The sequence below is a fragment of the Mesorhizobium sp. M1006 genome (assembly GCF_040318825.1).
Lineage (GTDB): Bacteria > Pseudomonadota > Alphaproteobacteria > Rhizobiales > Rhizobiaceae > Mesorhizobium.
This window is the reverse complement of sequence record NZ_JAMYMZ010000010.1, coordinates 41,275-59,232: the sequence shown is the minus strand read 5'-3', so window position 1 is coordinate 59,232 and position 17,958 is coordinate 41,275. Positions and strand designations below refer to the sequence as shown.

Sequence of the window (17,958 nt, the reverse complement as noted above, 5' to 3'; positions counted from 1 at the left end):
AGGAACATGCAATGAAAAAAGTCAGGAAGGCAGTCATACCGGTGGCGGGGCTCGGAACGCGGTTCCTGCCGGCGACCAAGTCCATGCCGAAGGAAATGCTGCCGGTGGTCGACAGGCCTGTCGTGCAATATGCGGTTGACGAGGCGTTCGAGGCCGGCATCGAGCACATCGTCTTCGTCACCGGCCGCAACAAGGCGGTGATCGAGGACTATTTCGACCTGCATCCTGAACTGATCGGAACCCTGGAGCAGAGCGGCAAGAAGGCGCAACTCGAATCGCTTGAAAGCCTGCTTCCCGTCGCCGGCGCGACGAGCTTCATCCGCCAGCAGTCGCCGCAAGGCCTCGGCCATGCCGTCTGGTGCGCGCGCGAAGTCATCGGTGACGAGCCCTTCGCATTGCTTTTGCCGGACATGGTGTCCTTCGGCGGGCGTGGCTGTCTCGCCGAAGTCGCTGATCTTTACGCACGGACTGGCGCAAACGTCATCGCCGTCGAGCGTTGCGATCCGACCGAGACCAGCAAATACGGCATTGTCGGGCGCGGCGCTGATGTCGGCACGGGCTTCGAGGTAACGGCCATGGTCGAAAAGCCGGCTCCTGCCAACGCGCCGTCGAACTTCTACATCAACGGCCGCTACATCCTGCAGCCCGAGATATTCTCGTTGCTTGCCAGCCAGCAACGCGGCGCCGGAAACGAGATCCAGCTGACCGACGCAATGGTGCGTCTCGCACAGACCCAGGCCTTCTTCGCCCAGCCTTTCGACGGCCGCATGTTCGACTGCGGTTCGAAGGAGGGTTTCATCCAGGCCAATATCGCTTTCGCGCTGGCGCGGGAGGACATGAAGGGCCCGATCTTCGAGATGCTGCAGGAATTCGTCCGGTCGCATCAGCGTCGGGAAGAAGCCGCATAATGTCCATTTTTTCGAGGCATTGTGGGTGCGGCTGATGACGCAGGACAGGCCGTTGCGCCGCGCGTAACGCGCACTGTGTCCGGCGCAAGGTTTGCACCCTATGTCCCGACCTTCGAGGCGGTAGCGCCTGCAAACTAGAATTGGACCGAAGATGAACTATGCCAATTTTCCTGTCGACAAGAGGACGCCATTGCCGGCTTCTAATGCGGCAAACGCCGAAGACTTCATCGACATCGAGCGCCTGCTTGGCATGGCCGCGCGGCAGGCGAAAGTGGTTGCCGCCTGCGCCGTCATCGGTCTCTTTCTCGGCGTGCTCTATTTGCAGACGACGCCTCCTACCTATGTGGCGACGAGCAGCGTGCTGATCGACGAAGGATTGAACAAGGTCGTCGACGACATTTCGGCGGCGTCGGTCAGCATGCAGACCGACTCCGCCGTTCTGAGCCAGATCGAAATACTACAGTCGGCCAGGCTGGCTGGGGTGGTCGTCGACAAGCTGAAGCTCGATCAGAACGACGCTTTCATGAACCCTCCGACATCGGCCCTGTCGAAGGTTGCTGGCTTTGTGCGCGGTATCGTCCAGTCTGTCCGCCCCAAGCGCGCCGCTAGCACAACCGATGTCACTCAGCTTGATGCTGCGACGCGTGACGCGATCACCGCATCCTCATCGCCCCGTGACTACGCAATCTTCAAACTGCAGACCCAACTCGATGCCGAGCGGATCGGCCGGAGCTTTGTGATCAGCATCTCCTTTCAGGCGACCGATCCGGCGCTTGCGACCGCCATCACCAAGGCCTATGCCGATGCCTATCTAGCCGATCAACTTGATGCCAGCTTCGACGCGACCGAGCGGGCGGCGGTCTGGCTGCAAGGCCGGCTGACCGAGCTTCGTGAGAGCTCCCAGGCGGCTGCACTGGCGGTCGAAAAGTTCAGGGCCGAACACGGATTGGCCGTCAATGACGGCCAGCTGATCAGCGACAAGCAATTGTCCGATCTCAACACCCAGCTGATCGTCGCGCAGGCCGATACCGCACGTGCCGGCGCCCGCTATCAGCAGTACAAGTCGATCGTCGAAAGCGGGTCGGACAATGCGTTCAAGGACGCTGCGATATCGAACGACCAACCGAGCAGCTCGGTCATCACGACGCTGAAGAACCGCTATCTCACCGTATCCAAGCGGCAGCAGGATGTCGAAGCCAATTTCGGCCCGCAACATCCGCAGGCCGTCGCGCTCGCCAAGGAGAAGGCCGACATATCGGCGCAGATTTTCGGCGAGCTGAAGCAACTGACCGAAAGCTACCGCAACGAATACGAGGTCGCTCTGGCGCGCGAAACCGCGCTCCGCGCAAATGTCGCCTTGGCGGCTGGCAAGAGCTCCATCGACAACCAGTCGCAGGTCAAGCTGCGTGAGCTGGACCAAAAGGCGACGGCGCTGTCGACGCTCTACCAGACGTTCCTGAACCGCTATGAGGAGGCCGCCCAGCAGCAATCCTTCCCGGTCGGCAAGATCCGGGTCATCTCGGACGCGACGATGCCGCAGTCGGCCGCAACCCCGCGCACAGCCATCGTGCTGGGGCTTTCGCTGGCGCTTGGCATGATGCTGGGGGCAGGGGTTGGTGGCCTGAATGAATTCAGGGAACGCTTCTTCAGGACCGGCGAGGATGTCCGCGACCGTGTGGGCCTCAAATTCCTCGGCTACCTGCCCGTCATCGGCAAGCCTGGCAAGGATGACCAGCGCAATGGCGGTCAGCCTGACGTCAAAGTCGTTGAATCCAAGTCCGCCAAGTCCTCCAAATCCCAGCCCTCCAAAACATTGTCGGCAGCCGAAAAACGTGCGCGGATGCGGGTAACCGTCGATGCCCCGGCATCGATGTTCTCCGAGACGCTGCGCAACGCCAAGATCGCCTTCGACGTCGTCATGGAAGGCCAGGGCAGCCGGGTCATCGGCGTGGTCTCGGTGCTTCCCGGCGAGGGCAAGTCGACGGTGGCGGCCAATCTTGCCGGGCTGCTTGCCGTCAACGGATCGAAAACGCTGCTGATCGATGGCGACCTGCGCAATCCCGGCCTCAGCCGCAGCCTCGGTATGGAGGCCGAGCAGGGCCTGATGGAAGCTGTGGTGAGCGGGCAGACATGGCAGTCGGTCGGCAAGATCGACCGGCAGACCAAGCTGGCTATCATCCCGGCCGTCCTGCGTGGCCAGTTTTCGCATACCAGCGAGCTTCTGTCTTCAGCCGGCATGCGGCGTTTCATCGATAACGCCAAGGAAACCTTCGAATACATCATCGTCGATCTGCCGCCGCTCGGGCCTGTCGTCGACGCCAAGGCCTTCGCTCCGCTTGTCGACGGCTTCGTGCTGGTCACCGAGTGGGGACGCACGCCGCGTGCGATGGTGCAATCCATGCTCAGCTCGGAGCCCTACATCGCCAAGAAGATCATTGGCGCGGTGCTGAACAAGGTCGAACTGAAGAAGCTGGCCAAATATGGCGCGATCGGCGGCTCGGAAAAATTCTTCGACAAATATTCGAGCTACTATCTGGAAAAATCGGAAGCGCGCACCAGGGCAGCCGCCTGAGCGACGACATCGCGCTCAGGAAAATATCAACCTGGCGCGGTTGTCGACGATCCTGAGGGCGGTCAGCTGGCCGGTTTGGAAGGCGCCGGTGTCTATGCCAAGCCGGCGTCCCTCGAGCTTCGGAGTGTCGACCGGCGTATGTCCGTGCACGACATAGCGGTCGAGAAGATGCGCAGCGTCGAAGAAGTCCGAACGGATATTCAGCAGGTCGTCCTCGTCCTGCGCGGCGAGGTCGATGCCGGGCCTGATGCCGGCATGGACGAACACGAATTTCGCCGAACAGACCATGACCGGCAGCGCGCGCATGAAGCTAATGTGGTCGGCTGGAATGACTTCCCGAATGCGCTTGTCGACCTCCTCGCTTGACCCATAGAGATCGGCCATGCGCGACGGGTCGACGCCGTAGGAAAACAGCGTTTGCAGGCCGCCTATCGCCAGCCACGACTCTCTCGAAATGATCCCGTCGACGTAGTTCAGCATCACGACTTCGTGGTTGCCGGCAAGGCAGATGCGCTGGAAATCACGGAGCGGTGGCGCCAGCAGATGATCGAGCACACGCGCCGACTGGGGTCCACGATCGACGTAGTCGCCAAGCATGATTATGAGCTTGCGCCCTTCGAAGGGCGCCGAATCGAGCACGATCTTCTGCTCCAGGGCGCGGAGTTCCTTGTAGCAGCCATGCACGTCGCCGATCGCATAGACGACTGCGCCCCGCATATCGATCTCCAGCCGCTGGCGTGCCGCGGCCTGGGGCTTTCTCGATCGCTGGAACAGGGTCACGTATGGCGTCTCGCATGGCTGTGGGTGCGTCTCGATTCCGAAACAACATGACGACACCGCGCGTGGATACCACGTCCGGCGCCGGTCGTTCCATACCGGAGCTTCGGACGCAACTCGGCTTCGGCGCCCATTACAGGCCGATGCCGCGGCGGTTCAGCGCGGCGGTGATCTCGTCGAGGATGGCCGGGTCGTCGATCGTTGCCGGCATGGCCCATTCCTCCTTGTCGGCGATCTTCTGCATGGTGCCGCGCAGGATCTTGCCGGAGCGCGTCTTCGGCAGGCGCTTGATCGTCACCACCGTCTTGAAGGCAGCGACCGGGCCGATCCGTTCGCGCACTAGGGTGACAACCTCGTTTTCGATGATGCCGGCGTCGCGGTCGACGCCGGCATTCAGCACGACGAAGCCGAGTGGAACCTGGCCTTTCATAGCATCGGCAATACCGACGACGGCGCATTCGGCGACGTCGGGATGCGCGGCCAGAATCTCCTCCATGGCGCCGGTCGATAGCCGGTGGCCGGCGACATTGATGATGTCGTCGGTGCGAGCCATGACATAGAGATAGCCGTCCTCGTCCATCATGCCGGCATCCGCGGTTTTGTAGAAGCCGGGGAACTCGTCGAGATAGGCTTGGCGAAACCGCTCGTCGGCATTCCACAGCGTCGGCAGGCAGCCGGGGGGCAACGGCAATCTCACCACGACATTGCCAAGCGTACCACGCTTGACCTCATGCCCGGCATCGTCGAGCACGCGGATGTCATAACCGGGCATCGGCACGCCGGGCGAGCCGTATTTGACCGGCAACAGGCCCAGTCCGGCGGGGTTGATGGTCATCGGCGAGCCGGTCTCGGTCTGCCACCAATGGTCGATCACCGGCAAGGTCAATTTCTGCTCCGCCCATTTGATGGTTTCGGGATCGGCGCGCTCGCCGGCGAGGAACAGCGTCCGGAATTTGGACAGGTCGTATTTCGGGACGAATTCGCCCTTCGGGTCCTGTCCTTTGATGGCGCGAAAGGCGGTTGGCGCGGTGAACAGCGCGACGACGCCATGCTCGGCGATCACACGCCAATAGGTGCCGGCATCGGGCGTGCCGACCGGCTTGCCCTCGAACAGGATCGTTGTGCAGCCATGCAGCAGCGGGCCGTAGACGATATAGGAATGGCCGACCACCCAGCCGACATCGGAAGCCGCCCAGAACACTTCGCCCGGTTTGACGCCGAACTCGTTTTCCATCGACCATTTCAGCGCGACCATATGGCCGCCATTGTCACGCACGATTCCCTTCGGCTGGCCGGTCGTGCCCGACGTGTAGATGATGTAGAGCGGATCGGTGGCAAGCACCGGAACACAGTCGACATTGGCACCCGCGGCCCGCTCCCGCGCCACGGCGTCGGCATAGTCGATATCGTGGTTTTCCCTGAGTTCGCAGCGCAGTTGGTCGCGCTGCAGGATAAGGCAGCTTTCCGGCTTGTGCCGCGACATCTCGATCGCCTTGTCGAGCAGCGGCTTATAGGCAACCACGCGCCCTGGCTCCAGGCCGCAGGAAGCGGAGATGATCAGCTTCGGCTTGGCGTCGTCGATGCGGGTGGCGAGCTCATGCGAGGCAAAGCCGCCGAAGACCACCGAATGCACGGCGCCGATCCGCGCACAGGCAAGCATGGCGAAGGCTGCTTCCGGCACCATCGGCATGTAGATGATTACGCGATCGCCTTTTTGGATGCCACGATTCTTGAGCACCGAGGTCAGCGCGATCACCTCGCGCTTCAACTCGGTATAGGTGAACTTCCTGATTGTGCCGGAAATCGCGCTGTCATGGATCAACGCGATCTGGTCGGCACGGCCGCCCGCCACATGACGATCGACGGCATTGAAGCAGGTGTTGCACGAGGCGCCAATGAACCACCTGCCATAGACGCCGGCATTGGCGTCGAACACCGTCTCAAAGGGCGAGAACCAGTCGATTTCGCCCGCGGCATCGGCCCAGAATTTTTCCGAGTCGCGTTTCCAGTCGTCATAGACCTCGTGGTAGCGTGACGCCATCCAGCTTCCTCCCCAGGAATGTTTGCTGTCCTTGAAATAGCGTATGCTGGTTTGTGTAACCATGTATTTGTGCGTTTCGTTTGCCGTCGTTAACTTGGCCGCAAGTGCGGGTCATGGTGGTCTGGGGGCCGGTATCGTTCGAATTTTCGGCATTAGGGGCAGGGCGCGATGAAATTGCGATATGAGCTTGGGTTTGCCGCGGTTGCGACGCTGGCGGTGGTGCTCGCTTCAGCTGCTCAGGCAGGCGACGCGGCGGCTCGGCGCGTCATCGGCTTTTCGCCAGACGGCAACTACTTCGCCTTCGAACAGTACGGCACGCTCGATCCCGGTGCTTCGGATTCGGGCTGGTCGGAGATCGACATCATCGACACGCGGACCGATGAGTTCGTCGGCGGCAAGCCGATCGTCATCGCCGACGAGACGGAGGATTCGACATTGACGCTTGCGCAGGCGAGGGCACAGGCCGCCGAACTGGCGGCGCCCTTGCTGGCCAAATATGCCATCGCGCCGCGCGGCGAGCGGACTGCCTTGGACAGGTTCACCTTTCCCGACGACATGGTCGCCTACAATGACATTGCGCGCCTCGAGCAGGTTTCGCAAAAATGGCTTTCGCCGGCCTATGACGAGCTTGGCACCATCCAGCTCGAGCAGATCCGTGCCGACAGCACGGCGGATTGTTCAGCGAGTTTCGACGCGACGCTGCAAGGCGAAACGACCGGCAAGGCGCTCGGCTTTCGCCTGACGCTGCAGGGTCAGGACGGCAAGCCGATCAAGCTGCTGCATGAGGACAAGGCGGTGCCCGGTTCGAGGAATTGCCCGACTTCCTACAGCCTGTCGGAATCTTACGCATTCACCCCGGATGGAAAACCGGGCGTGCTTGCGGTGCTCGTGCAGCGCTTCAGCCAGGGATTTGAAGGGCGCGACCGCCGTTTCATCGCCGTGACTGGCCAGGCGCACTGAGGCAACGCGCTGAGACGTAGTCCGCTACCCGAGTTTGTTGTCCCTAAAGCGGGAGGGCAGCGAGCATAAGTCCGACCCCGCCGACGATCAGCAAGGCGGCTGCCAGCACCTTTCCATGGCGCTCGAAACCCGTCGGCGCCCGATCCCAATTGTAACGCATGCTCGAACTCCCCAAACCCGCAGATTCTTTATCTTACGCAGGGTGAGGAGGGCAACCTGTCTGGCGATGCGCGGCGTTGCCGATACCGGTCTTGTCACCGACTATTTCTGGGGCATTCTCCGCCGCTACATGCCCCAGCGCAGCGCGGCCGTATGTACCGGTGCATCCCACCAAATAGCCGCCTCGTCGTCGAGCATGCTCAGCGTGATCGAACAGCCGGCCATATCGAGCGAGGTCACATAGGACCCGACCAGCGACCGGATCACCGTCACGCCGTGCTTCTCGAAGATTTTGCGGGCGCTGTTGTACATCAGATAAAGCTCCATCAACGGTGTGCCGCCAAAGCCGTTGACGAAGAGTAGCGCCTGGCCTCTGGCACCGTCGCCCAGGTCACCCAGGATTGCGGTACAGATCTCCTCGGCGATAGCATCGGCGCTTTTCAATGTGTCGCGCCGCCTCCCAGGCTCGCCGTGGATGCCGACCCCGAACTCCATCTCGCCGTCGCCGATATCGAAGGTCGGCTTGCCCGCCGCCGGCACGGTGCAACTGGTCAGCGCCACGCCCATCGAGCGCGTCGCGCCGTTGACGCGCTCGCCGAGCGCCTTCAACGGCTCCAGTGCCATGCCTTGTTCGGCCGCCGCGCCGACGATTTTCTCGACCACCAGCGTGCCGGCGACGCCGCGCCGGCCGGTGGTGTAGGACGAGTTTTCGACCGCAACGTCGTCATTGGTCACGATTTGCATCACGCCTTCCGACATTTCAGCGGCCATGTCGAAATTCATCACGTCGCCCTCGTAGTTCTTGACGATGAACAGGCAGCCGGCGCCCGTATTGACGACTTCGGCCGCCGCCATCATCTGGTCAGGCGTTGGCGAGGTGAATACCTGGCCGGGGCAGGCCGCATCCAGCATGCCGTGCCCGACGAACCCGCCATGTAGCGGCTCGTGACCCGAGCCGCCGCCGGAGATCAGCGCCACCTTGCCCGGTGTGAGCAGCTTGCGGCGGACAAATCTGTGTTCCGCGCCAAGCGCCAGGATATCGGCATGCGCGGCAACGAAGCCGTCGAGGCTCTCGGTCAGCACCGTATCGACCGAATTCAAAAATTTCTTCATGGCCGTCCTCCCGAAATAGCCCAGCGTCAGCTGCCCTTGCCGGCAATGCTGGTGATCTTCTGGATGAAATCGTTGACCGCCCGGTCGAGCGCCGCGTTCTGCTTGTCGTCGCCGAAATCGGGAACGATCAGCGAGACATGGCGTGTCTTGCGCAAGCCTGCGGCCAGCGACATCTTTCCCGGATGCGCCCGATGGTAGGCCTCAAGGAAATGATCGCGTTCGGCCGGGCTGAAATGGCAGACGGAGAAGATAGCCGGCAAATGCTTCGACGGGATCGGCGTCGAATAGGCCGGGCTGGAAATCTGCGTGACGAAGCTGCGATGCTTGCCCAGCGCATCGGCGAGGCGCTGGCGCATGCCGGACGGGCGCTGGTCGATCACCTGCGACAGGATCGTCTTGTAGGCGCGGATCGCCTCTTCGGGGCCGGATTGCGGCGCCTTGTCTGCCATACCGGGGCCTAGATCGAAACGTCCGCGATGGCCGCCTTGGCCATCGCGAGTTGGGCGGGAGCGACGGAGAGGTCACGCAGGCCGGTTTCGAGCAGCGCCGGGATCGAGGCGGGGTCGCCGCCGGCATCGCCACACAGGCTGACCGGGATATTATGCTCGCGGCCGAAGGCGGCAACCGAGGCGATCAGCCGGAGCACGGCCGGATGCCTGACGGAATTCAAATGTGCGACCGACGCATTGTCGCGCGCGGCGGCCATCACGTATTGGGTCAAATCATTCGAACCGATCGAGAAGAAAGCGGCCTTGGCGAATGCCTCCGGTGCGATGGCCACCGACGGCACCTCGACCATGATGCCAAGCGGCGGCATTTTGTGCGCGATGCCGCGCGCCAAAAGGTCAGCCTGCTCCTCAGCGAACAGCGCGGTGGCGTGTTCATACTCTTCCGGAACGGCGATCATCGGGAACATCACCTTCAGATTGCCGTGCATGGCGGCACGTAGCAAGGCGCGGATCTGCACACGAAAGACCGCCGGACGCATCAGCGACAGCCTGATCCCGCGCAGGCCAAGGAATGGATTACCTTCCTCGACGGTCAGGCCCGGCACAGGTTTATCGCCGCCCGCATCGACAGTACGGATCGTCACCGGCCTGTCGCCTGCCCATTCCAGCACTCTACGGTAGGCGCGATATTGCGTCTCCTCGTCCGGCAGCGTCTTGCCGAACAGGAATTCGGTCCGCATCAGCCCGACACCGTCGCACGCCGCAGCATCGATGCGGTCGACATCGGACGGATCGGCAATATTCACCTGCACGTGGACCGCTATGCCGGTCTTCGTTGCTGCCGGCCTTGTCAAATAGGCTGCCGCTTTGTCGCGATGCGCCGCGAAAGACGACGACGATCGCCGGAATGCGTCGATCTCCACTTTCGAAGGCGCCAACACGATGCCGCCATGTTCGGCATCGAGCAGTGCGATTCCGGCAAGGTGAGCCGGCGAAGCACCGGGCCCGGCTACCCCACGCGCTACGAGCCCCAACCCCACCACCATTGGCACGCCGCGTGAGCGTGCCAGCATTGCGACATGACTTGCGGCACTTCCGGCCGTAAGTGCTATGCCGCCGCCGGCACTCCAGTCGGTTTCGAGGAAGCGCGTCGGTGCGATATCCTCGCCGTAGAAGATCGCACCTGCCGGCGCGGCAATGTCGCCGCCCCCGGCAAGCGCGCGTAGCACCTGGTCGCGTATGTCGCGCATGTCGGCCGCGCGCGCCCGGAAATAGTCCTGCTCGGATGTTTCATAGCCGGCTATCTCGGCGTCGAGCGCTTTTCGCCAAGCCACATCAGCAGCCATGCCCTCGGCAATTCGCTCAAAGGCCGGGCCGGTCAGCGCGTCGTCCTCCAGCATGGCGAGCTGGAATTCGAGGATACCGGCCGCCTCGCTGTCGCTGGTTTCCATCAATGTCGCGAGCCGGCCTGCGGCAATGGAGATGGCGGCCTCAAGCGCCGCCTTCTCGTCCGCGGCAGTCGCCTTGCGGACATAACGCACAGCAGCCTGGTCCAGATTGAACAGCGGCCCCTCGGCATAGCCGGCCGATGCCGAAATGCCCTGCAGCCTAAGCGGTTCGGGCATGGTCCTTGCCTTCGTCGAAATCGCGCCGCACCAGCTCGACCAGTGCGCCGACCGCCTCGCCGGCGCCGTCCCCTTTGGCTCTGATATGCAGGACAGTGCCTTTCGGCGCTTTGGCCGCCATCACCTTGACGATGCTCTTGGCGTCGAACCATGGCCCGTTGGCGGCGAGCGCAATCTCGACGTCGGCCGAAAACGTCTTGGCAAGCTTGGTGAACTTCACCGAAGGACGCGCATGCAGTCCCACCTCATGGGTGATCAGGACGCTGGCTTCGGCTGCTGCGGACATGCTTGTCAAAATTCCCGTTCGTTCACGACGGCGACAATTCGTGCGCCGTCGCCACCACTTCCCTGAGCGAGGCGCCGCCGGAAGCCTCGGTCGCCGCCATCACCGCGCCTTCGACGATCGGCGCATTGCAGACAATGATCTTCTGGGCGCGTGGTTCGCCGATCATCTCGACCGCCATCTCGCTATTGGTCTCGGCACCGCCGAGATCGACGAGGATCGCGACCCCCGCCTCCGACCAGGCCTTGTCGATGGCGTCCATGATCGCCTCGACATTGGTTCCCAGCCCGCCATGGCCGTTTCCCCCGCACCATGCAAGCGGCACTTCGTTGCCGACCATCTGCCGCACCATGTCGGCGGTGCCTTCGGCGACCAGCGGCGAATGCGATACGATGACGATGCCGACATTGCTCATGCGCGCCTCTCGATTGCCTCGGCTACGGCCCGCACCAGAAGCGCAGTCGAGCGTGCGCCGGCATCCATATGACCGATCGAACGGTCGCCAAGGAACGAGGCGCGCCCACGCAGCGCCTTCATCGGCACGGTCGCGTCGGCCGCGTTGTCGGCGATCTCGACGATGTCCGCTGCCGTCTTTCCCTGCAGCAGGGCCTCATGCACCGGCTGCAGCACGTCGAGCATGGTTTTTTGCCCGGCCTGCGACTTGCCTCTGGCTGCAACCGCTTTGATCGCCTTGCCGAAGGCCGCCGCCAGGTCGGCGCGACCTGGCGCGGCGGAAATCTCCTTGCCGAGCGCCATGAACAGCGTGCCGAACAACGGACCGGAGGCTCCGCCGACGGTCATCACCAGTTTGGTGCCGATCGCCTTCAGCGCCTCGGGCAACGGCTTTGCCGCAAACGCGCCGGCCTCGGCCCGCACTGCCTCGAAGCCGCGTTTCATGTTGAGCCCATGGTCGCCGTCGCCGATGGCCTGGTCGAGACTGGTCAGCTCGTCGGCATGTGCGGCGATCGTGTTTGCCGCCGCCTCGATCAGCCTGGAAATATCCGCTGCCGCCATATCACCCATGCTCCTGGCCCCTGCGCTGCCGGCAGTACGAGAAAATTGCATATCCGGCAATTGAAGCATTTTTTTCCCCAGTCAAGCGGGTTCGAGCAACGCAGCGAGGGCAGTGAAGACCTCGGCGACGGCAAAGGCGCCGGGGTCGACCACGCCGTCGAGCTGGCTGCCAATATAGGCGGACCGCCCGGCCTTGGCCTTGCGCATGGCAGCGGTGGCCTCGGCTCCGCGTTGCGCCGCGACCGCCGCATCTTCCAGACTCCCCCTATCCAGCGCCCTCAAGGCGGGTTCCAGGGCATCGATCATCGTGCGATCGCCGACCCTCGCTCCACCATAGAAGGACATCCGATCGAGGCCGGCGAGAAGCGCCTTGGGAAGCGTTTCGCCAGACTCCAGCGCCTGCGCGGCGGCGGTGAAGAAGATCGACAACAGCACGCCGCTAGAGCCGCCCATGCTGGCGCTCAGGATGTCGCCGACGACGGCGAGCGTTGCGGCAGGGTCAGCGAGCGGCAGTGTCGCAATGCGGCCAAGCACGCTGCGCGCACCGGCCGCCACAGTCGATCCGGTGTCACCGTCTCCCGCCTTGGCATCCAGTCCGTTCAACGCGCCTTCAAGCGAGATCAGCCGTTCGCAGACCGCGACAACCAACCGGTCGGTGCGTGCGTCCTGGCTGGCTTTCGACGCGTTCGGGCCGGCGGCTTTGGCCATCGGCACGACGCTGGCTTGGCGAGCGGCTCTTGCCGGCAGCCAGGCGTGAGGGCCTACCGGCGCCCGCAACGCCGCTTCGCGCGACGCATCGAGCCGGATCAGCGACAGGGAAAAGCCGTTCATGTTGAGCGCGGTCACAAGCTGCCCGGGCCCGATTGTCAGCGTCACCTTTTGTGCCAGCGGTGAAGCCAATACCGCATTGGCGACAAGCAACATTTCCAGCGGTGGCACCGAACCGAGATTATTGATCAGCAAGGCGTAGTCGCTGACCGGATCGAGCCGCGCGGCAAGGCGCTCCGACATGATCGCAACCAGCCTTTCGGCACTTTGCACCGCAATCCGCTCAACGCCCGGTTCGCCATGGATGCCGAGGCCGAGTTCAGCGTCGTCGGCGCCAAATCTTTCGTCATGGCTCTGACCGGGGATCGAGCAGGATGACAGCGATATGCCGAGCGAAACGATATCCGCCGCCGCTGCCCGCGCCGCAGCGGCAACCGTCGCCAGGTCAATGCCGGCTTCCGACAGATGGCCGGCGATCTTGTGCACGAACAAGGTGCCGGCCACGCCACGCGGCTGGGCAATGTCCGGCAGGGCGATATCGTCGGCGACAATTACCATCTCGACCCGAAAACCTTCGGCGCGCGCCTTCTCGGCTGCCAGGCCGAAGTTGAGGCGATCGCCGGTATAGTTCTTGACGATCAGCAGGCACCCGGCGGGACCGGTCACCGCGCGGATGGCGGCCAATACCGCTTCCACGCTCGGCGAAGCAAAGATCTCGCCCGAAACCGCCGCCGTCAGCATGCCAATGCCGACAAAGCCGGCATGGGCAGGTTCGTGCCCGGCCCCGCCGCCGGAAATGACCGCGACCTTGCTCTTATCCCAGTCCGCGCGGAGAATGACCTTGATCTCGGGATAGCCGTCGAGGCGAGCGAGATCGCCGGCGCCGGTCGTACCGAGGAAGCCGTCCAGGGCCTCAGTTACGATCGTATCCCTGCGATTGAAAAAATGCTTCATCGAATTGGTCCAGTCCGGTGCCCGAAATTGCCGGTTGAAAGGTGCCAGGAAAACACTCGCGCAGCGCTCACATCAGCCGTCGCCCATCGGGGCCGAAATACAGCGGCGAGCGATAGCGGATCATGATCTTGTCGCCCTGAGCCAGGTCGGTGTCGGGGTCGGTTAGCGTCACCAGCTTCCTGGTCCCCACCGTCACATGCAGATGGTTCTGGTCGCCGAGATGCTCGACCCAATCGACGACGCCGTCGGCATGGCCGTTCGCCGCCTTCTCGATCGAAAGATGTTCGGTGCGAGCACCGATCGTCTTTGTTCCCGCCGGCGCGCCGCCATCCGGCAGCAGTCCGACCGGCAACAAATTGATTGCCGGTTGGCCGAGCCGTGCGGCGACGTGTAGGTTTGCCGGCTCAGAATAGATCGCGCGCGGGGAACCGATCTGCACCAGCACGCCGTCGGCGAGAATGCCGATGCGGTCGGCCATGGTCATCGCTTCGATCTGGTCGTGCGTGACGTAGAGCATTGTGGCGCCGAGTTCCGCCTGGATGCGCTTCAGCTCGAGCCTGAGATCGGCGCGCAGCTTGGCGTCGAGCGACGACAGCGGCTCGTCCATCAGGTAGATCGACGGCTTGCGCACCAAAGCGCGGCCGATGGCGACGCGCTGCATCTCGCCGCCAGAGAGTTTGGTCGAGCGATTATTCAGCTTGTGGTGGATGCGCACCATCTTGGCCACGTCCTCGACGCGGCGGCGGATCTGATCCTCCGGCATTTTCCGTGCTGGCGAGCGCAGCGGAAAGGCGAGGTTGTCGTAAACCGACAGATGCGGATAGAGCGAATATTGCTGGAACACGAAAGCGGTGTCGCGCTCGGCCGGCGACAGCGTCGTCGTGTCGTGGCCGGCAATATGGATCGAGCCCGCTTCCGGACGCTCCAGCCCGGCGATCAGCCTGAGCGTCGTCGTCTTGCCGGCGCCGGTCGGCCCGAGCAGCACGACGAATTCCCCGTCGGCGATATGCAGGTCGAGATTGTCGACGGCGACATGCTCGCCAAAAGCCTTGGTCACGCTTTTGATGTGAACGTCAGCCATGATGTGCTCTCCCCTGGGAGGCCGAGTCATGGATTTCGGTGCGCACCGCACGGCCGGATCCTTTTGCGAACAGCGACAGCCGCGCGCTGCTCAGCGCCAGGCCCACATGATCGCCCGGATTGAGCCGGATTTCGGCCGGCACCCTGGCCTTGATGATGCCGTCTGCTGTCTCCACCGCCACGATCTGAGTGGTGCCGAGATATTCCGTGCCGTAAATAGCACCGCGCAGCTTCGAAGCGTCGTCGAAGCGGATGTGCTCCGGTCGGATGCCAAGCGCCATCTCGGCCGGCGCGACGTCCTCGCGGATCTCCGGCACGGCCACCTTCGCGCCTTGCACAACAATTTCCCTGGCGCCCTTTGAAAGCCCGCCGCCGAAGCCGAGGAAATTCATCGGCGGCGAGCCGATGAAGTCGGCGACGAACATCGTCGCCGGCCGGTCGTAGATCTCGCGCGGCGTGCCGAACTGCTCGATGACGCCGTGGTTCATCACCGCGATCTTGTCGGCCATCGACATCGCTTCCATCTGGTCATGCGTGACATAGACGGTGGTGGCGTGGATGCGGTTGTGCAGTTCTCGCAATTCATGGACCATCAGGTCGCGGAATTCGGTGTCGAGCGTGCCGAGCGGCTCATCCATCAGGAAACATTTTGGCCGCCGTACGATGGCGCGGCCGAGCGCCACGCGCTGGCGATCGCCGCCGGCAAGCCCGGAGACCGATTTGTTGAGCAGATGGTCGATCCGCAAAAGCTTCGCCGTCTCCTCCACTCGGCTCCGGATTTCAGCGCCTGGCATGCCTTGCGCCAGCAGTGGAAAGCCGATGTTCTTCCGCACATTCATGTGCGGATAGAGCGCGAACAGCTGGAAGACGAAGGCGATGTCGCGCTCGCGGGCACGCCGCATGGTGACGTCCTCGCCGCCAAGCAGGATCTTGCCGCCAGTCGGCAGTTCGAGCCCGGCGATCATGCGCAATGTCGTCGTCTTGCCGCAGCCGGACGGCCCCAGCATGACGAAGAATTCGCCGTCCTCGACGACGAAGTTGGAATCCTGCACGGCGACGAAATCGCCGAATGCCTTCCTCAGATTTTCGACGCTGATCTCGGCCATCGTCTACTCCGGAAATTTCGAGACGATGATGAACATCGCCGTGCCCGCAAGCATGGTGATGAAGGAATAGGTGTAGAGCACCAGTGCGAAGGGCTGGAACAGCATCAGGAAGCCGATGGCGATGACCGCGGTGGCGACGTTTTCCATCAGCCCGCGCCTGGCCCAGACGGGCCAGCGCGATTTGCGTTTTGCGGTGATGCTCATTTGCGCACCGCGCCAAAGGTGATGCCGCGCAGCAATTGCTTGCGAAGCAGGATGGTGAAGACCAGGATCGGCACCAGGAAGATCGTCGTGCCGGCCGCGACCGCCGGCCAGTCCTGACCGCCTTCGCCGATGATGGTCGGGATGAAGGGCGGCGCGGTCTGCGCCGTGCCCGAGGTCAGTAGCGCAGCGAAGGCATATTCGTTCCAGGCAAAGATCAGGCAGAAGATGGCGGTTGCGGCAATACCGGTGGTCGCCTGCGGCAGTACCGTGCGCCAGAACGCCTGCAGCCTGGTGTAGCCGTCGATCATCGCCGCTTCTTCATATTCGCGCGGGATCTCGTCGATGAAGCCTTTCAGCAGCCACACCGCCAAGGACACGTTGACCGCCGTATAAAGCAGGATCATGCCGAGAGCCGTGTCCGATAGGCCAAGCTCCCGGTACATCAGGTAGATGGGAATCGCGACGGCGATCGGCGGCATCATCCGCGTCGACAGGATGAAGAACAGAAGGTCGTCGGCGAGCGGCACCTTGAAGCGCGAAAAACCATAGGCCGACAGCGTGCCGAGGAACACCGCGCAAAACGTCGAGCCGAACGCGATGATCAGCGAATTGACGAAGCGCGGCATGAAGTTGGACGGGCCGGCGATCACCATGTTGCGCTTGCGCACCGTCTCGTCGCACAGGCCCGTCGCCGGTCCCAGCGAGTTGATGTATTCCGGTGTTTGCCGAGTCCGGGTCGAGAACAGGTTGCAGTAGCCCTCGAGGCTGGGCTGGGACAGGATCTTCGGCGGATAGGCGATCGAATCCGGCGGCGTTTTGAAGCTGGTGGCGAAGATCCACAGCAGCGGCACGATCGAGATCAGCGCATAGGCGACGATGATCGTGCCGGCGACGCGTTTCGACGTGGCCGAGGGTGCGACAACGGAGTGGGCTGACGTCAGGCTCATCTCTGCTTCACCTTGTTGAGCGCCTTGACGTAGATGTTTGCGAGGCCAAACACTGCGACGAACAGGATGATGGCGAAGGCCGAGGAATAGCCCGTCCGCCAGCTTTCGAAGGCCTGCCGCTTCAGCGTGATCGAGGCCACTTCGGTGGTCGATCCCGGCCCGCCGCCGGTAAGCAGATTGACCATGTCGAACATCTTGAAGTTCTCGATGCCGCGAAACAGCACCGCCAGCATGATGAAGGGCAGCGCCATCGGCAGCGTGATCGACCAGAACTGCCGCCAGTTGGAGGCGCGGTCGACCTCGGCCGCTTCGTAGATGTATTCGGGGATCGAGCGCAGGCCGGCGAGGCAGATCAGCATCACGTAAGGCGTCCACATCCAGGTGTCGACGATGATGATCGACCATGGCGCCAGTGACACGTTGGAGAGCATGCTGATCTCGGTTGCCGGAATGCCGGTGACGAACGAAACGGCGTAGGCGAACAGCCCGATCTGCGGCTCGTAGAGAAAGCGCCAGAAATTGCCGACCACCGCCGGCGATAGCATCATCGGCACCAGGATGATGGTCGTCCAGAAGGCGTGGCCGCGGAACTTGCGGTCGATCAGCCAGGCCAGAGTGAAGCCGATCAGCGTCTGCAGCAGGATGGTCCAGAAGACGAAATGCGCCGTCGTCTGCATGGCGATCCAGATGTCCTGGTCGGCGAGGATGCGCTTGTAGTTGGCCAGCCCGAGGTTCTTCACAACCTCGTTGGGCCGATTGGCGCGAAAATTGGTGAAGGACAGATAGATTGCCCAGAACAGCGGAAAGATGTTGATAGCTAACAGCAACAGGATCGTCGGCGAGATGAACAGCCAGGCGAGGCCCTTGTCGCTGATGCCCCGGACCTTGCGGGCCAACGGCTCGGGCGTAGCCCGGGCAACGCTGTCCGCCGTCCGATTGAGCATGGTCAGTCCTGCTTCGGTCACTTGGCTCGTCTCGACAATGGAATTTATCTGAAC

General features: G+C 62.9%; 17 protein-coding genes. 3 read left to right on the top strand and 14 right to left on the bottom strand.

What is annotated here, in order from left to right:
* The first annotated feature begins 11 nt into the window (after positions 1 to 11).
* Together NKH60_RS12195 and NKH60_RS12190 are read left to right on the top strand one after the other, a co-directional pair.
* Positions 12 to 908 (top strand): UTP--glucose-1-phosphate uridylyltransferase, encoded by an 897-nt coding sequence (locus NKH60_RS12195; RefSeq protein WP_352540412.1) that lies wholly within the window; start codon positions 12 to 14, stop codon positions 906 to 908.
* A 151-nt stretch (positions 909 to 1,059) separates the two neighbouring features.
* Positions 1,060 to 3,480, top strand: coding sequence for a polysaccharide biosynthesis tyrosine autokinase (locus NKH60_RS12190; protein ID WP_352872228.1), 2,421 nt, complete (start codon positions 1,060 to 1,062; stop codon positions 3,478 to 3,480).
* Positions 3,481 to 3,495: 15 nt separating this feature from the next.
* Here the strand turns inward: NKH60_RS12190 and NKH60_RS12185 are convergent, their stop codons facing one another.
* Positions 3,496 to 4,197: a metallophosphoesterase family protein gene (locus tag NKH60_RS12185; protein ID WP_352469933.1), complete on the bottom strand. Its 702-nt coding sequence runs from the start codon at positions 4,195 to 4,197 to the stop codon at positions 3,496 to 3,498.
* Positions 4,198 to 4,390: 193 nt separating this feature from the next.
* Positions 4,391 to 6,298, bottom strand: coding sequence for a propionyl-CoA synthetase (locus NKH60_RS12180; protein WP_352681427.1), 1,908 nt, complete (start codon positions 6,296 to 6,298; stop codon positions 4,391 to 4,393).
* A 168-nt stretch (positions 6,299 to 6,466) separates the two neighbouring features.
* Here NKH60_RS12180 and NKH60_RS12175 point away from each other — a divergent pair, with 168 nt between their 5' ends.
* The gene (locus NKH60_RS12175) at positions 6,467 to 7,258 is read left to right on the top strand and encodes a DUF2259 domain-containing protein (RefSeq protein ID WP_352872225.1); all 792 of its coding nucleotides are present in this window, start codon (positions 6,467 to 6,469) and stop codon (positions 7,256 to 7,258) included.
* A gap of 285 nt (positions 7,259 to 7,543) precedes the next feature.
* Here NKH60_RS12175 and dhaK read toward each other — a convergent pair whose 3' ends face one another.
* The 12 genes from dhaK to NKH60_RS12115 all read right to left on the bottom strand — a co-directional run bounded on the left by dhaK (position 7,544) and on the right by NKH60_RS12115 (position 17,904).
* Positions 7,544 to 8,530 (bottom strand): dihydroxyacetone kinase subunit DhaK, encoded by a 987-nt coding sequence (gene dhaK, locus NKH60_RS12170; protein ID WP_352469935.1) that lies wholly within the window; start codon positions 8,528 to 8,530, stop codon positions 7,544 to 7,546.
* Positions 8,531 to 8,556: 26 nt separating this feature from the next.
* On the bottom strand, positions 8,557 to 8,979 hold the full coding sequence (locus tag NKH60_RS12165; RefSeq protein ID WP_352872223.1) for a hypothetical protein: 423 nt from the start codon (positions 8,977 to 8,979) through the stop codon (positions 8,557 to 8,559).
* Positions 8,980 to 8,987: 8 nt separating this feature from the next.
* Positions 8,988 to 10,604: a phosphoenolpyruvate--protein phosphotransferase gene (gene ptsP / locus NKH60_RS12160; protein WP_352872221.1), complete on the bottom strand. Its 1,617-nt coding sequence runs from the start codon at positions 10,602 to 10,604 to the stop codon at positions 8,988 to 8,990.
* Complete coding sequence (locus NKH60_RS12155; RefSeq protein WP_023676329.1) at positions 10,588 to 10,890, bottom strand: HPr family phosphocarrier protein; 303 nt, start codon at positions 10,888 to 10,890, stop codon at positions 10,588 to 10,590. Before NKH60_RS12155 ends, ptsP begins: the two co-directional genes overlap by 17 nt.
* Before the next feature lie 22 nt (positions 10,891 to 10,912).
* Complete coding sequence (gene dhaM, locus NKH60_RS12150; RefSeq protein WP_352469937.1) at positions 10,913 to 11,302, bottom strand: dihydroxyacetone kinase phosphoryl donor subunit DhaM; 390 nt, start codon at positions 11,300 to 11,302, stop codon at positions 10,913 to 10,915.
* A complete protein-coding gene (dhaL, locus tag NKH60_RS12145) occupies positions 11,299 to 11,901 on the bottom strand; it encodes a dihydroxyacetone kinase subunit DhaL (protein ID WP_352872218.1) in 603 nt (200 codons plus the stop codon). Before dhaL ends, dhaM begins: the two co-directional genes overlap by 4 nt.
* An 81-nt stretch (positions 11,902 to 11,982) precedes the next feature.
* Positions 11,983 to 13,623, bottom strand: a complete 1,641-nt coding sequence (locus NKH60_RS12140; protein WP_352872216.1) for a dihydroxyacetone kinase subunit DhaK — start codon at positions 13,621 to 13,623, stop codon at positions 11,983 to 11,985.
* A gap of 67 nt (positions 13,624 to 13,690) precedes the next feature.
* The gene (locus NKH60_RS12135; RefSeq protein WP_352448469.1) at positions 13,691 to 14,704 is read right to left on the bottom strand and encodes an ABC transporter ATP-binding protein; all 1,014 of its coding nucleotides are present in this window, start codon (positions 14,702 to 14,704) and stop codon (positions 13,691 to 13,693) included.
* Positions 14,697 to 15,809, bottom strand: a complete 1,113-nt coding sequence (locus NKH60_RS12130; protein WP_352872214.1) for an ABC transporter ATP-binding protein — start codon at positions 15,807 to 15,809, stop codon at positions 14,697 to 14,699. The genes NKH60_RS12135 and NKH60_RS12130 overlap by 8 nt, the downstream gene beginning before the upstream one ends.
* Before the next feature lie 3 nt (positions 15,810 to 15,812).
* Complete coding sequence (locus NKH60_RS12125; protein ID WP_352872212.1) at positions 15,813 to 16,013, bottom strand: hypothetical protein; 201 nt, start codon at positions 16,011 to 16,013, stop codon at positions 15,813 to 15,815.
* On the bottom strand, positions 16,010 to 16,960 hold the full coding sequence (locus NKH60_RS12120; RefSeq protein ID WP_352872210.1) for a carbohydrate ABC transporter permease: 951 nt from the start codon (positions 16,958 to 16,960) through the stop codon (positions 16,010 to 16,012). Before NKH60_RS12120 ends, NKH60_RS12125 begins: the two co-directional genes overlap by 4 nt.
* A complete protein-coding gene (locus NKH60_RS12115) occupies positions 16,957 to 17,904 on the bottom strand; it encodes a carbohydrate ABC transporter permease (protein ID WP_031211681.1) in 948 nt (315 codons plus the stop codon). Before NKH60_RS12115 ends, NKH60_RS12120 begins: the two co-directional genes overlap by 4 nt.
* Positions 17,905 to 17,958 lie beyond the last annotated feature (54 nt).